This window comes from Streptomyces odontotermitis (assembly GCF_050510915.1).
In the GTDB taxonomy this organism is placed as follows: Bacteria; Actinomycetota; Actinomycetes; order Streptomycetales; family Streptomycetaceae; genus Streptomyces.
On the sequence record NZ_JBNJLS010000020.1, the window covers coordinates 106,513 to 119,263 of the forward strand.

Sequence of the window (12,751 nt, forward strand, 5' to 3'; positions counted from 1 at the left end):
GACAAGGTCTGAACGGCAGATGAAGATGGTCCGCAACATAGCCAACCCCCGCCGCACCACCCTGGCGCACCTGGACGGCGCCGACGAGGTGCAGCAGCCCCTGGAGCGGCCCGAGCACACCCTCACGCTGCCGACGAACACCGCCAACCCGAAGCGCACGATCCTGATGGACGTGCCGGAGCAGCAGGCGGCCTGACCCGGTCCGCCGCAGGGCACCCCACCAGCAGGTAATCCGAGGCTGCCGGGTGCCCTTTCCGCGTTAGCCTGGGGTGTCACATCCCAACCAACGCAACAAGGGGCACAGGTTCCCGTGCGCATCGCCAGGTTCTCCATCGACGGCAACGTCGGCTACGGCGCGGTCGAGGGCGACAGTGCCCCCGGCAAGGAGGGCGAGCTCGTCCTCGACATCATCAAGGGCATCCCGTACGCCGACTTCGAGCTCTCTGGGACCAAGGTCCCGCTGAGCAAGGTCCGCCTGCTGCCGCCGGTGCTGCCGAACAAGATCGTGGCCTTCGGCCGCAACTACGCGGAGCACGCGGCGGAGCTCGGCAACGAGACCCCCGAGGCCCCCTTCGCGTTCTTCAAGCCCTCGACGTCCCTCGTCGGCACGGGCGACGCGATCACCTACCCCTCGTTCTCCGAGGAGCTGCACCACGAGGCCGAGCTGGCCGTGGTCATCGGCCGCATGTGCCGCGAGGTCCCCAAGGACCGCGTCCAGGACGTGATCTTCGGCTACACCTGCGCCAACGACGTCACCGCCCGTGACGTCCAGCGCCGCGAGAAGCAGTGGGCCCGCGCCAAGGGCTTCGACGGGGCCTGCCCCCTCGGCCCCTGGGTGGAGACGGAGCTGAGCCTGGACCGGGCCGGCGACCTCACCATCCAGTGCACGGTCAACGGCCAGCAGCGCCAGCTCGGCCGCACCAGCGAGATGGTCCACTCCATCGCGGACCTGATCGTGAACATCTCCGAGGCCATGACGCTGCTCCCCGGCGACGTGATCCTCACGGGCACCCCGGCAGGGGTCGGCCCCCTCAACGTCGGCGACGAGGTCGCCGTCACCATCGAAGGCATCGGCACTCTCACCAACAAGGTGATCAAGCGTGGCTAACGCGACCCCCGTACGCGTACGTTTCTGTCCCTCGCCGACCGGCAACCCCCACGTGGGCCTGGTCCGCACCGCCCTCTTCAACTGGGCCTACGCCCGGCACAACGAGGGCACCCTGGTCTTCCGCATCGAGGACACCGACGCGGCTCGCGACTCGGAGGAGTCGTACGAGCAGCTGCTCGACTCGATGCGCTGGCTGGGCTTCGACTGGGACGAGGGCCCCGAGGTCGGCGGCCCGCACGCGCCGTACCGCCAGTCGCAGCGCATGGACATCTACAAGGACGTCGCCGAGAAGCTCCTCGCCTCCGGCCACGCCTACCCCTGCTACTGCACCACCGAGGAGCTGGACGCCCGCCGCGAGGCCGCCCGCGCCGCCGGCAAGCCGTCCGGCTACGACGGCCAGTGCCGCGACCTCACGGACGAGCAGAAGCAGGCGTACGAGGCCGAGGGCCGCAGCCACATCGTCCGCTTCCGGATGCCCGACGAGGCCACGACCTTCACCGACCTGGTCCGCGGCGAGATCACGGTCCAGGCGGAGAACGTCACGGACTACGGCATCGTCCGCGCGAACGGCGCCCCGCTCTACACGCTCGTCAACCCGGTCGACGATGCCCTGATGGAGATCACCCACGTCCTGCGCGGCGAGGACCTGCTCTCCTCCACGCCCCGCCAGATCGCCCTCTACAAGGCGCTGATCGAGCTCGGCATCGCGAAGACGATCCCCGAGTTCGGCCACCTCCCGTACGTGATGGGCGAGGGCAACAAGAAGCTGAGCAAGCGCGACCCGCAGTCGTCGCTCAACCTCTACCGCGAGCGCGGCTTCCTCCCGGAGGGCCTGCTCAACTACCTCTCCCTCCTCGGCTGGTCGTTCTCGGCGGACCAGGACCTCTTCTCGATGGACGAGATGGTCGCCGCCTTCGACGTGGCGGACGTGAACCCGAACCCGGCCCGCTTCGACCTCAAGAAGGCCGAGGCGATCAACGCCGACCACATCCGCATGCTGGACGTGAAGACCTTCGCCGAGGCGTGCGCCCCCTGGCTGCAGGCCCCGCACGCCAACTGGGCCCCCGAGGACTTCGACGAGGCCGCCTGGCAGGCCGTCGCCCCGCACGCCCAGTCCCGCCTGAAGGTCCTCTCCGAGATCACGGCCAACGTCGACTTCCTGTTCCTGAAGGAGCCGGTGGAGGACGAGGCGTCCTGGACGAAGGCCATGAAGGAGGGCGCAGGCGACCTCCTGCGCACGGCCCGCGCCAAGCTGGAGGCGGCCGACTGGACCTCCGCCGAGTCCCTCAAGGAGGCCGTCCTGGCCGCCGGTGAGGAGCACGGCCTCAAGCTCGGCAAGGCCCAGGCCCCGGTCCGCGTCGCCGTCACCGGCCGCACGGTCGGCCTGCCGCTCTTCGAGTCCCTGGAGATCCTGGGCAAGGACAAGACCCTGACCCGCATCGACGCGGCCCTGGCCAAGCTCACCGCGTAAGCACCCCCGTACGACCCCCGTACGACGAAGGGCCCGGAAGCCGCCACGGCTCCCGGGCCCTTCGCGTACGTTCGAAGGCATGGCGATCAAAGCGGTGGTCTGGGACATCGATGACACGATCTTCGACTACGCGCGCGCCGACACCGCGGGCATGCACGCGCACCTCACCGCCGAGGGAATCCTGGAGCGGTACGGCTCGGCCGAGCGCGCCCTCGCCGTGTGGAAGCAGCTCACCGAGCGCCACTGGGCCCGCTTCGGCGCCGGCGAGGTGGAGTTCCAGGACCAGCGCCGCGACCGTGTGCGCGACTTCCTGGACGCCGTCCTGGACGACGCGGCGGCCGACGCGTGGTTCGACCGCTACCTCGTCCACTACGAGGCCGCCTGGAGCCTCTTCCCCGACACCCTCCCCGCCCTGGACGCCCTCGCCGAGGGCTACCGGCACGCGGTCCTCTCCAACTCCGCCCTGGTCGCCCAGGACCGCAAGCTGCGCGTCCTCGGCGTGCGCGACCGCTTCGAGGCCGTCCTGTGCGCCGCCGAGCTCGGCGTCTCCAAGCCCGCCGCCGAGGCGTTCCTCGCGGCCTGCGCGGCCGTCGGGCTCCCGCCGGAAGAGGTCGCGTACGTGGGGGACCAGCCCGACATCGACGCCCGGGGCGCCCGCGACGCGGGGCTGCTCGGCATCTGGCTCGACCGCAACGGCTCGGCGCAGGAAGGCCCGTCGGGGGTGCACCGGATCACGAGCCTCGCCGATCTCCCCGCGCTGCTCCTGGCCGATACCCGTTTTGGAGCGCCGTCCACCTTCGGGTAATGTTCTTCCTGCGCCGCCCGAGAGGGCCGAAAGGTCCGGCCGGGAAGCGCAAGTCAAACAAAACCCCCACCGGGGGTTGCGCTTTGATGGCCTATGGTGTAATTGGCAGCACGACTGATTCTGGTTCAGTTAGTCTAGGTTCGAGTCCTGGTAGGCCAGCTCGCAGAGCTCATCTGCAACCGTGGATCACATCCACAAAGCCCCCGTTGTGTAGCGGCCTAGCACGCTGCCCTCTCAAGGCAGTAGCGCCGGTTCGAATCCGGTCGGGGGTACAGATCCTTCCCGCGAGGACAGTTTCGGGTCGCACCCGCTGACCTCGATGCAGGATCGCTAGGGCCCCCGTTGTGTAGCGGCCTAGCACGCCGCCCTCTCAAGGCGGTAGCGCCGGTTCGAATCCGGTCGGGGGTACTGAAGGTCCCGGGCCTGGCCTGGACCTCATTGGCCTATGGTGTAATTGGCAGCACGACGGTTTCTGGTTCCGTTAGTTTAGGTTCGAGTCCTGGTAGGCCAGCCGATCTCGTACAACACAAGATCTTGCCCCCGTTGTGTAGCGGCCTAGCACGCCGCCCTCTCAAGGCGGTAGCGCCGGTTCGAATCCGGTCGGGGGTACAAAAAGGTGAGGGGCCTTCCCGTGAGGGAGGGCCCCTTTCCCGTTGCCCCGTGTCCGGGTGCCCCCTGTTCCCCCTGTGCCCCGACGCCCCTACGCCTGCGGGTTCCCGCTCCCGAAGCGGCGGTTGGACTCCTCTGCCTGGGCGATGCGGCGCAGTCCGAGCAGCACCGGCTCGTACAGGACGGTCAGTGCCACCGCCGCCTCCAGCTGCTCGGCCGGCTCGTAGCGCTCCATCAAGTCCAGGTCGGTGACCGCCAGTTGGCGGGCCGCGCGGCCGTACGGCGCCAAGTCGTCGACGGAGCACGGATATCCGAGCCGCGCCATCGTGGCGATCGCCGTCACCAGCATGCGGTACGCCGGTGACTCGTCCCTCAACTCCGCGACGTAGGGCCAGCCGAGGTGCTCCAGGAGCGCGTCGGCCGTGCGCCGCGCCCCCTCCGCCGCCGGGTCGCCGTCCTCGGGCTCCGGGCCGTGCGGCAGGGCCCAGACGGCCGTCCCCAGGCGGGAGTTGTGGTCCAGGGACTCGTCCTCCAGGGCCGCGAGCACCTCGCGGGCGGCGGCGACCGGGACCCGGCCCACCTGGATCAGCGCCCGTACGAGGCGGAGCCGCTGCAGATGCGTCTCGTCGTACTCGGCCTGAGTGGCGCTCACCCGGCGCCCGGCGGGCAGCAGGCCCTCACGCAAGTAGTACTTGATCGTGGCCGGGGAGACCCCGCTGCGCTCACTCAGCTCCGCCAGTCTCATGCCTCTTGCGCCTTTCCTTGGAGAGTGGCACTATCCAAGCATGGATAGCGGAACTATCCAAAGATTGTGGAGAAGGGTGTGAAGGGGGAATCACCATGAGCGACAAGCCGATCGACGGGCGCATGACCGACGATGCGCGAGGTGACGTGACCGTCTTCCTCATCGGGATGCGGATCAACAAGTTCCGTGCGCTGCGCAGTTGGTGGCCCGTGTCCCGGGCCATGCCGAGGATGCTCAAGGAGCTGTCCCGGGATCCGGAGAGCGGCCTGCTCGGCTATCGCCTGCTGTCGGGCGGCCCGCGGGTGCTCTACACCGTGCAGTACTGGGAGTCGAAGGAGAAGCTCTTCGCCTACGCCACCGCGCCGGACAAGGAGCACCACCCGGCCTGGGCCGCCTTCAACCGCCGCATGCGGGAAGGGCACGGGGACGTCGGCTTCTGGCACGAGACCTATGTGGTGCCCGCCGGGGCCCATGAGTCGATCTACGTGAACATGCCGGAGTTCGGCCTGGGCAAGGCCGCGGGCGTGGTCCCCGTGGGCCGGCGCGGCGAGCGGGCGCGTGAGCGCCTCGGGGCGGCCTGAGCCCGGACATGCGTCCGCCCGCAGAGGTCGCCGCGGCGTTGAGGCGGCCCCTGCGGGCGGTGTCGGATTCAGCCGGTACCGGAGTGCGGCCGGTATCGGCGAGAGCTGATCCCGGGATCAGCTGGTGCGGCGCAGCGCCTCGGAGAGGCGGCCGGCCGCGTCGATGACGGCCTGCGCGTGCATGCGGCCCGGGTGCCGGGTCAGCCGCTCGATCGGTCCGGAGACCGAGACGGCGGCCACCACGCGGTTCGAGGGGCCCCGCACGGGCGCGGAGACGGAGGCCACGCCCGGCTCGCGCTCGCCGATCGACTGGGACCAGCCGCGGCGCCGCACGCCCGACAGGGCCGTCGCCGTGAACCGGGCGCCCTGCAGGCCGCGGTGGAGGCGCTCGGGCTCCTCCCAGGCCATCAGGATCTGCGCGGAGGAGCCGGCCTTCATCGTGAGCGTCGAGCCGACCGGGACGGTGTCCCTGAGGCCCGAGAGGCGCTCCGCCGCGGCCACGCAGATGCGCATGTCGCCCTGGCGGCGGTAGAGCTGCGCGCTCTCGCCCGTGACGTCCCGCAGATGCGTGAGTACCGGGCCCGCCGTGGCGAGGAGACGGTCCTCACCGGCCGCCGCCGCGAGTTCCGCGAGCCGGGGGCCGAGAATGAAACGGCCCTGCATGTCGCGCGCCACCATCCGGTGGTGTTCCAGAGCCACGGCAAGGCGGTGTGCCGTGGGTCGAGCCAGTCCGGTCGCCGCGACCAGTCCCGCGAGGGTGGCCGGACCGGACTCCAGGGCGCTCAAGACGAGAGCCGCCTTGTCGAGAACGCCGACGCCGCTAGAGTTGTCCATGCGTCGATACTCGCGTCTCACTCTGTGAAACGCAAGTTCAAATTTCCGTGGAACACGCCACTCTGTACGAGCGGTCCGATGACCAACGGATTCGTGGCCGACGTCCGGTACGAGGGGTACGGGCGGCGGCGGACAGATTCTCTAGTTGGGCCGGCTCACCAAGGCCGGTCGGAGGGAAAGCGATGGGTAGGACACTCGCGGAGAAGGTCTGGGACGACCACGTCGTCCGGCGCGCCGAGGGCGAGCCCGACCTCCTCTTCATCGATCTGCACCTGCTGCACGAGGTGACCAGCCCGCAGGCGTTCGACGGCCTTCGCAAGGGTGGCCGTCCGGTGCGGCGGCTCGACCTCACCATCGCGACCGAGGATCACAACACCCCGACCCTCGACATCGACAAGCCCATCGCGGACCCGGTCTCGCGGGCCCAGTTGGAGACGCTGCGCAAGAACTGCGCCGAGTTCGGCGTCCGGCTGCACTCCCTGGGCGACGTCGAGCAGGGCGTCGTCCACGTGGTGGGACCGCAGCTGGGCCTGACCCAGCCCGGCACCACGGTCGTCTGCGGCGACTCGCACACCTCGACGCACGGTGCCTTCGGCGCCCTGGCGTTCGGCATCGGCACCTCGCAGGTGGAGCACGTGCTCGCCACGCAGACGCTGCCGATGGCCCGCCCCAAGACCATGGCCATCACCGTCGACGGCGAACTGCCCGAGGGCGTCACGGCCAAGGACCTGATCCTCGCCATCATCGCGAAGATCGGCACCGGCGGCGGCCAGGGCTACATCCTGGAATACCGCGGCCCGGCCATCGAGAAGCTCTCGATGGAGGCCCGCATGACCATCTGCAACATGTCCATCGAGGCCGGTGCGCGCGCGGGCATGATCGCCCCCGACGAGACCACCTTCGACTACATCCAGGGCCGCGCGCACGCCCCGCAGGGCGCCGACTGGGACGCCGCGGTGGCGTACTGGAAGACCCTGAGGACGGACGAGGACGCGGTCTTCGACGCCGAGGTCTACATCGACGCCGCCGAACTGGCCCCGTTCGTCACCTGGGGCACCAACCCTGGCCAGGGTGCGCCGCTTTCGGCCTCGGTCCCCGACCCGGCTTCGTACGAAGACGCTTCGGAGCGCCTCGCCGCCGAAAACGCCCTGAAATACATGGGGTTGACCGCCGGGCAGCCGCTGCGCGACATCAAGGTCGACACCGTCTTCGTAGGCTCGTGCACCAACGGCCGTATCGAGGACCTGCGCTCGGCCGCCGCCATCGTCGAGGGCCGCAAAGTCGCCGACGGCGTACGGATGCTGGTCGTGCCCGGCTCGGTGCGGGTGGCCCTGCAGGCGGTCGAGGAGGGGCTGGACAAGGTGTTCACCGCGGCGGGCGCCGAATGGCGGCACGCGGGCTGCTCGATGTGCCTGGGCATGAACCCCGACCAACTGGCCCCGGGGGAGCGCTCGGCGTCCACGTCGAACCGCAACTTCGAGGGCAGGCAGGGCAAGGGCGGCCGGACCCATCTGGTCTCCCCGCAAGTCGCCGCCGCCACCGCGGTCACCGGCCACCTGGCCTCGCCCGCCGACCTGTCCGACGCCCCCGCGACCGCCGGAGTCTGAGCAACCATGGAAGCATTCACCACGCACACCGGCCGGGCCGTCCCGCTGCGCCGCAGCAACGTCGACACCGACCAGATCATCCCCGCCCACTGGCTGAAGAAGGTCACCCGGGACGGCTTCGAGGACGGCCTCTTCGAGGCATGGCGCAAGGACGCCGACTTCGTCCTGAACAGGCCCGAGCGCAAGGGCGCCACGGTTCTGGTCGCCGGCCCCGACTTCGGTACGGGTTCCTCGCGCGAGCACGCCGTCTGGGCGCTGCAGAACTACGGCTTCAAGGCGGTCATCTCCTCCCGCTTCGCCGACATCTTCCGCGGCAACTCGCTGAAGAACGGCCTGCTCACCGTCGTGCTCGACCAGAAGGTGGTGGACGCGCTCTGGGAGCTGACCGAGCGCGACCCGCAGGCCGAAATCACCGTTGACCTGCAGGATCGCCAGGTCCGCGCCGAGGGCGTCACCGCCGACTTCGAGCTCGACGAGAACGCCCGCTGGCGGCTGCTCAACGGCCTGGACGACATCAGCATCACGCTGCAGAACGAGGCCGACATCGCCGCGTACGAGGCCGAGCGGCCCTCCTACAAGCCCCGCACCGTGCAGGTCTGAATGCAGGTCTGAATGCAGGTCTGAATCGCCCCACGGCGAGCCCGAGCACCTCGAAGTACCCCCAATCGTGGCCGGTTGGGGGTACTTCCATGTGTGCCTCGCGCCACCCCGGGATGACCTGAACGGGTGGTCTCAACTACCTTGATTCTTGCGGCAGAAGAGGCTTGAAAGCCCCTTGCCCTTGGCCCTGTCAGGGAGTCTCAGGATGCCTCCAGAGGTGGGTAGTTACCCCCTGCGGAGGCGACAACTCGCCCCAGATGGCACAATCGGTGCATGGGACGTGACAGCCAACTCGAGCTCTACGGGCTCGTCGCGGACCAACTGAAGGAAGCGCACTCACGGGTGCGCGCACTGCAAGTCCCGGAGGGCGTACGGATGGCGCTGACCCGGAAGCTGCTGGTCATTACGGCCGCGGCCAAACACGATCTCGCCGATGCGGCAAGGCGTCTGGAGCGATTGATGGCGGACCTCGACGAGGGCCGATTCCCCGAGGACGCCTGAGCGGCGGGCCTCAACATGCCTTCGTGGAACTCCGAGATGGTCCAGTTCGTTGCGGCACAAGGGTGATTAGCCCGTTTCGTGTTTGATTTGCGGTATATATCTGCCTAACGTGCGAAAAAGCCTGAGCAATTCGCTCCAGGCAATGTCTCCGAAGGGGAAGACGTGAACAAGGCGCAGCTCGTAGAAGCGATTGCCGACAAGGTTGGCGGCCGTCAGCAGGCCGCCGACGCCGTCGACGCGGTACTCGACGCCATCGTCCGTGCCGTTGTCAGCGGGGACCGTGTTTCGGTCACCGGCTTCGGCTCGTTCGAGAAGGTGGACCGTCCGGCCCGCTACGCCCGCAACCCGCAGACCGGGGAGCGCGTCCGGGTCAAGAAGACCTCGGTGCCCCGCTTCCGCGCGGGCCAGGGCTTCAAGGACCTGGTGAGCGGCTCGAAGAAGCTCCCGAAGAACGACGTCGCGGTCAAGAAGGCGCCGAAGGGCAGCCTCTCGGGTGGCACTTCGTCCCGTTCGACCGTCAAGAAGGCGGCCGCCAAGAAGACCACCGCCAAGAAGGCCACGGCGAAGAAGACCACCGCGAAGAAGACTGCGGCGAAGAAGACCACGGCCAAGAAGGCGACGGCGAAGAAGACCACCGCCAAGAAGACCGCCAAGGCCGCGGCGAAGAAGACCACGGCCAAGAAGGCGACGGCCAAGAAGGCCACCACCGCCAAGAAGGCCACGGCCAAGAAGACCGCGCCGGCGAAGAAGGCCACCGCCAAGAAGGCGCCCGCGAAGAAGTCCACGGCGCGCAAGACCACCGCCAAGAAGGCCACCGCCCGCAAGAAGTAAGGGCTGAGGGTCACCGGGCTACTCACGCGCCGGGCCGGGCTTCCCCCCAGGGGAGCCCGGCCCGCGGCGCGTTCGGGCCCGTATTCGTGAAAGCGCCTGCGGCGTGCGTCAGAAGGTCTGCAGCGTGACCAGTGTGATGCGGCGCTCCTCGCCCGCACCCTCGACCTCGATGCGCACCCGCTGCCCCGGCCGCAGCAAGCGCAGGCCGCCGGCGTCGAAGGCCGGTGCGCCGAACGGCACGGGGGTGCCGTCGTCGAGCAGCACGCTGCCGGTGCGGGATTCGGGGTCGTATGTGTACGCGGTCGCCTGCATGGGGGAAGCGTACTCAGTCCGCGATCAGGAGCTGGGCGGCCGCCGTCGCGGTGCGCGGGCCCACGCCGAGTGCGAGAGCGGCCCGCAGGTCGTCGCCGGTGTCCACGTCCTGGCGCACGGAGTCGACGCCGTCGAGGGTGAGTTCCCGGGCGCCGGAGGCCGTGTGGCGGGCGCGGGAGGCGGTGCCGAAAGCGGGGCGCAATTCCGTGTGCGGGGCCGCGGCGAGCAGCGTTGTCCCGATTCCGGCGGCATCCGGCAGAAATGACCGGGGGAATGGGGCCGCGCTATCCAGGACCCGGGCCAATTCATGGGGACGCAGCGCCGGCAGATCGGCGTTCAGGGCCGCGACGGCCGCGTCCGGCCGTTCGGCGCGCACGGCGGCCACCCCGTGCGCGAGCGCGGCGTTGAGGCCCTGTGCGGGCTCGTCGGGGACGATGCGGGCGCCCAGGGCCGCCAACTCCCGTCCCGCGCGCGCGTCCGCCGTGACGACCGCCACATCGCGTACCGCGGCGCTGGCCACCGCCGCGGCCACGGTGTCCTGCGCGAACGCCAGGGCGAGGCCGGGGCGCAGGCTGTCGCCCGTGCTCGGTCCGAGCCTGCTCTTGGCCAGGACCAAGGGTTTCAGCGGTATCACGAGGGTCCAGTGCACGTGCGCTCCGTCCGTTGGCTCGGGGTTCATTGTTGTCTGCCGTGGTGAGGTGCCTCAGGACGGGCAGGCGGGGAGGTGGCGCGCAGCGCCTCGATGCAGGGGCGGTGGTGGGAGACGGGCGGGCGTACGGTGTTCTCGACAGACAGGCAGCCTGGGGCGACACTTGTGCGGCCGACCAGGCTCATGGAGGAAGGTGTCCGAGTGTCCCGCCGCAGAATCGGCTTCTGGTACCGCCTGGCGGCGGTCATCGCTAAACCGCCGCTGGTGGTTCTGATCAAGCGGGACTGGCGTGGAATGGAGCACATTCCGGCCGACGGCGGATTTATCACCGCGGTGAACCACAATTCGCATCTCGATCCGTTCGCGTACGCGCACTACCAGTACAACACCGGGCGAGTTCCGCGATTCCTCGCGAAGCACGGTCTTTTCAAGAAGGGTTTCGTCGGGTCCGTCATGCGCGGCACCGGACAGATCCCCGTGTACCGCGAGTCCACCAACGCCCTCAGCGCGTTCCGCGCCGCGATCGACGCCGTGGAGCGCGGCGAGTGCGTCGCCTTCTACCCCGAGGGCACCCTCACCCGCGACCCCGAACTCTGGCCCATGACGGGCAAGACGGGCGTCGCGCGCGTGGCCCTGCAGACCAAGTGCCCGGTGATTCCCGTCGCTCAGTGGGGCGCCAACCTGGTGCTGCCGCCGTACGCGAAGAAGCCCGACCTCTTCCCGCGCAAGACGCACACGGTGCTCGCCGGGCCGCCGGTCGATCTGGAGCGCTTCTACGACAAGGAGATGACTCCGGAGGTCCTCAAGGACGCGACGGAGGCCATCATGGCCGCGATCACCGAACTCCTCGAGGAGTTGCGCGGCGAGAAGGCGCCCGCGACGCGCTTCGACCCGCGCCAGGCGCGGCTCGAACAGCGGCGCAGGGCCAAGGCCAAGAACAGCGCCGACAGCACGAACGGCACCGACAGCACCGACAGCACCGACAGCACCGACAGCACCGACGGTGCGGAGGACAGCAAGTGACGAACTCCATGAACCCGGTTGGCCCCGTGAAGGCCGCCGTCTTCGGAACGGGCTCGTGGGGTACGGCCTTCGGCATGGTGCTCGCCGACGCGGGCTGCGACGTCACCCTGTGGGGCCGTCGCGCCGAACTCGCCGAAGCGGTCAACTCCACGCGCAGCAACCCCGACTACCTCCCCGGCGTCGAACTCCCCGAGAACCTGCGGGCGACCACCGACCCGGCCGAGGCCGCGGACGGCGCCGACTTCACGGTCCTCGCGGTGCCCTCGCAGACCCTGCGCGGCAACCTCGCCAAGTGGGCCCCGCTGCTCGCCCCCGACACCGTTCTCGTCTCCCTCATGAAGGGCGTCGAACTCGGCTCCGCGATGCGGATGAGCGAGGTCGTCGAGGACGTCACGAAGGTCCCGGGGGACCGCGTCGCCGTCGTCACGGGCCCCAACCTGGCCCGCGAGATCGCCGCCAGGCAGCCCGCCGCCGCCGTGGTCGCCTGCCGGGACGAATCGGTTGCGCAGCGTCTCCAGGCGGCCTGTCACACCCCGTACTTCCGCCCGTACACCAACACCGACGTGATCGGCTGTGAACTCGGCGGCGCCGTCAAGAACGTGATCGGCCTCGCCGTGGGCATCGCCGACGGCATGGGCCTCGGCGACAACACCAAGGGCTCGCTCATCACGCGCGGGCTCGCCGAGACGACCCGGCTCGGCCTCGCGATGGGCGCCGACCCGCTGACCTTCTCCGGCCTCGCGGGCCTCGGCGACCTGGTGGCCACCTGCTCCTCGCCGCTGTCGCGCAACCACACCTTCGGCACCAACCTCGGCAAGGGCATGACCCTGGAGGAGACCATCGCGGTCACCAAGCAGACCGCCGAGGGCGTCAAGTCCTGCGAGTCCGTGCTGGATCTGGCCCGCAGGCACCACGTCGACATGCCGATCACGGAGACCGTCGTCGGCATCGTGCACGAGGGGACGCCGCCGATGGTCGCGCTCAAGGAGCTGATGTCCCGCAGCGCGAAGCCCGAGCGGGCCTGACCGGTTCTCGATGGTGGCCGAGGGACGCTGACTACTTTCTGGGCAGCGGG

At 69.6% G+C, this 12,751-nt stretch carries 15 protein-coding genes and 5 tRNA genes; 16 read left to right on the forward strand and 4 right to left on the reverse strand.

Going from position 1 to position 12,751, the window contains the following annotated elements:
• Positions 1–19: 19 nt before the first annotated feature.
• The 9 genes from ACQB60_RS36620 to ACQB60_RS36660 all read left to right on the forward strand — a co-directional run bounded on the left by ACQB60_RS36620 (position 20) and on the right by ACQB60_RS36660 (position 3,993).
• Positions 20–196, forward strand: a complete 177-nt coding sequence (locus tag ACQB60_RS36620) for a hypothetical protein (RefSeq protein ID WP_496930486.1) — start codon at positions 20–22, stop codon at positions 194–196.
• A gap of 114 nt (positions 197–310) precedes the next feature.
• The gene (locus tag ACQB60_RS36625; RefSeq protein WP_496930431.1) at positions 311–1,108 is read left to right on the forward strand and encodes a fumarylacetoacetate hydrolase family protein; all 798 of its coding nucleotides are present in this window, start codon (positions 311–313) and stop codon (positions 1,106–1,108) included.
• The gene (gltX, locus tag ACQB60_RS36630; RefSeq protein WP_496930432.1) at positions 1,101–2,579 is read left to right on the forward strand and encodes a glutamate--tRNA ligase; all 1,479 of its coding nucleotides are present in this window, start codon (positions 1,101–1,103) and stop codon (positions 2,577–2,579) included. The genes ACQB60_RS36625 and gltX overlap by 8 nt, the downstream gene beginning before the upstream one ends.
• Positions 2,580–2,658: 79 nt before the next feature.
• On the forward strand, positions 2,659–3,384 hold the full coding sequence (locus tag ACQB60_RS36635; protein ID WP_496930433.1) for an HAD family hydrolase: 726 nt from the start codon (positions 2,659–2,661) through the stop codon (positions 3,382–3,384).
• Between the two features lie 87 nt (positions 3,385–3,471).
• Positions 3,472–3,543: transfer RNA gene (locus tag ACQB60_RS36640), tRNA-Gln, on the forward strand.
• 40 nt (positions 3,544–3,583) lie between these two features.
• Positions 3,584–3,656: transfer RNA gene (locus tag ACQB60_RS36645), tRNA-Glu, on the forward strand.
• Positions 3,657–3,719: 63 nt separating this feature from the next.
• Positions 3,720–3,792, forward strand: a tRNA-Glu gene (locus tag ACQB60_RS36650).
• Between the two features lie 31 nt (positions 3,793–3,823).
• Positions 3,824–3,895: transfer RNA gene (locus tag ACQB60_RS36655), tRNA-Gln, on the forward strand.
• Positions 3,896–3,920: 25 nt separating this feature from the next.
• A tRNA-Glu gene (locus tag ACQB60_RS36660) sits at positions 3,921–3,993 on the forward strand.
• Between the two features lie 91 nt (positions 3,994–4,084).
• Here the strand turns inward: ACQB60_RS36660 and ACQB60_RS36665 are convergent.
• The gene (locus ACQB60_RS36665) at positions 4,085–4,738 is read right to left on the reverse strand and encodes a MerR family transcriptional regulator (RefSeq protein WP_496930434.1); all 654 of its coding nucleotides are present in this window, start codon (positions 4,736–4,738) and stop codon (positions 4,085–4,087) included.
• A 95-nt stretch (positions 4,739–4,833) separates the two neighbouring features.
• Here ACQB60_RS36665 and ACQB60_RS36670 point away from each other — a divergent pair, with 95 nt between their 5' ends.
• Positions 4,834–5,319 carry a DUF4188 domain-containing protein gene (locus ACQB60_RS36670; RefSeq protein WP_496930435.1) on the forward strand — a complete coding sequence of 162 codons (486 nt, stop codon included), beginning with the start codon at positions 4,834–4,836 and terminating at the stop codon, positions 5,317–5,319.
• 117 nt (positions 5,320–5,436) lie between these two features.
• Here the strand turns inward: ACQB60_RS36670 and ndgR are convergent, their stop codons facing one another.
• Positions 5,437–6,153, reverse strand: a complete 717-nt coding sequence (gene ndgR / locus ACQB60_RS36675) for an IclR family transcriptional regulator NdgR (RefSeq protein WP_384833486.1) — start codon at positions 6,151–6,153, stop codon at positions 5,437–5,439.
• 182 nt (positions 6,154–6,335) lie between these two features.
• Here ndgR and leuC point away from each other — a divergent pair, with 182 nt between their 5' ends.
• The 4 genes from leuC (at position 6,336) to ACQB60_RS36695 (ending at position 9,692) form a co-directional block, all read left to right on the forward strand.
• Entirely contained in the window at positions 6,336–7,760 is a 1,425-nt protein-coding gene (gene leuC / locus ACQB60_RS36680) for a 3-isopropylmalate dehydratase large subunit (protein WP_496930436.1), read from the forward strand.
• Between the two features lie 6 nt (positions 7,761–7,766).
• Positions 7,767–8,360 carry a 3-isopropylmalate dehydratase small subunit gene (gene leuD / locus ACQB60_RS36685; RefSeq protein WP_384833492.1) on the forward strand — a complete coding sequence of 198 codons (594 nt, stop codon included), beginning with the start codon at positions 7,767–7,769 and terminating at the stop codon, positions 8,358–8,360.
• Positions 8,361–8,633: 273 nt separating this feature from the next.
• Positions 8,634–8,861 (forward strand): SCO5555 family protein, encoded by a 228-nt coding sequence (locus tag ACQB60_RS36690; protein WP_384833495.1) that lies wholly within the window; start codon positions 8,634–8,636, stop codon positions 8,859–8,861.
• 162 nt (positions 8,862–9,023) lie between these two features.
• Positions 9,024–9,692 carry an HU family DNA-binding protein gene (locus ACQB60_RS36695; protein WP_496930437.1) on the forward strand — a complete coding sequence of 223 codons (669 nt, stop codon included), beginning with the start codon at positions 9,024–9,026 and terminating at the stop codon, positions 9,690–9,692.
• 108 nt (positions 9,693–9,800) lie between these two features.
• On the opposite strand, the gene ACQB60_RS36700 is transcribed toward ACQB60_RS36695, so the two are convergent.
• Together ACQB60_RS36700 and cofC are read right to left on the reverse strand one after the other, a co-directional pair.
• Positions 9,801–10,004 carry a hypothetical protein gene (locus ACQB60_RS36700; protein ID WP_384833501.1) on the reverse strand — a complete coding sequence of 68 codons (204 nt, stop codon included), beginning with the start codon at positions 10,002–10,004 and terminating at the stop codon, positions 9,801–9,803.
• 13 nt (positions 10,005–10,017) lie between these two features.
• Positions 10,018–10,653: a 2-phospho-L-lactate guanylyltransferase gene (gene cofC / locus ACQB60_RS36705; RefSeq protein WP_496930438.1), complete on the reverse strand. Its 636-nt coding sequence runs from the start codon at positions 10,651–10,653 to the stop codon at positions 10,018–10,020.
• 201 nt (positions 10,654–10,854) lie between these two features.
• Here cofC and ACQB60_RS36710 point away from each other — a divergent pair, with 201 nt between their 5' ends.
• Both ACQB60_RS36710 and ACQB60_RS36715 read left to right on the forward strand, forming a co-directional pair.
• A complete protein-coding gene (locus ACQB60_RS36710) occupies positions 10,855–11,676 on the forward strand; it encodes a lysophospholipid acyltransferase family protein (RefSeq protein WP_496930439.1) in 822 nt (273 codons plus the stop codon).
• 8 nt (positions 11,677–11,684) lie between these two features.
• Positions 11,685–12,701 carry an NAD(P)H-dependent glycerol-3-phosphate dehydrogenase gene (locus ACQB60_RS36715; protein ID WP_496930481.1) on the forward strand — a complete coding sequence of 339 codons (1,017 nt, stop codon included), beginning with the start codon at positions 11,685–11,687 and terminating at the stop codon, positions 12,699–12,701.
• Positions 12,702–12,751 lie beyond the last annotated feature (50 nt).

Excerpts from the sequence above, each read along its gene's own strand:
- ACQB60_RS36620 (WP_496930486.1), top strand. The coding sequence starts at position 20 with ATGAAGATGGTCCGCAACATAGCCAACCCCCGCCGCACCACCCTGGCG.
- ACQB60_RS36635 (WP_496930433.1), top strand. The coding sequence starts at position 2,659 with ATGGCGATCAAAGCGGTGGTCTGGGACATCGATGACACGATCTTCGAC.
- ACQB60_RS36665 (WP_496930434.1), bottom strand. The coding sequence starts at position 4,738 with ATGAGACTGGCGGAGCTGAGTGAGCGCAGCGGGGTCTCCCCGGCCACG.
- ACQB60_RS36670 (WP_496930435.1), top strand. The coding sequence starts at position 4,834 with ATGAGCGACAAGCCGATCGACGGGCGCATGACCGACGATGCGCGAGGT.
- ndgR (WP_384833486.1), bottom strand. The coding sequence starts at position 6,153 with ATGGACAACTCTAGCGGCGTCGGCGTTCTCGACAAGGCGGCTCTCGTC.
- leuC (WP_496930436.1), top strand. The coding sequence starts at position 6,336 with ATGGGTAGGACACTCGCGGAGAAGGTCTGGGACGACCACGTCGTCCGG.
- leuD (WP_384833492.1), top strand. The coding sequence starts at position 7,767 with ATGGAAGCATTCACCACGCACACCGGCCGGGCCGTCCCGCTGCGCCGC.
- ACQB60_RS36690 (WP_384833495.1), top strand. The coding sequence starts at position 8,634 with ATGGGACGTGACAGCCAACTCGAGCTCTACGGGCTCGTCGCGGACCAA.
- ACQB60_RS36700 (WP_384833501.1), bottom strand. The coding sequence starts at position 10,004 with ATGCAGGCGACCGCGTACACATACGACCCCGAATCCCGCACCGGCAGC.
- ACQB60_RS36715 (WP_496930481.1), top strand. The coding sequence starts at position 11,685 with ATGAACCCGGTTGGCCCCGTGAAGGCCGCCGTCTTCGGAACGGGCTCG.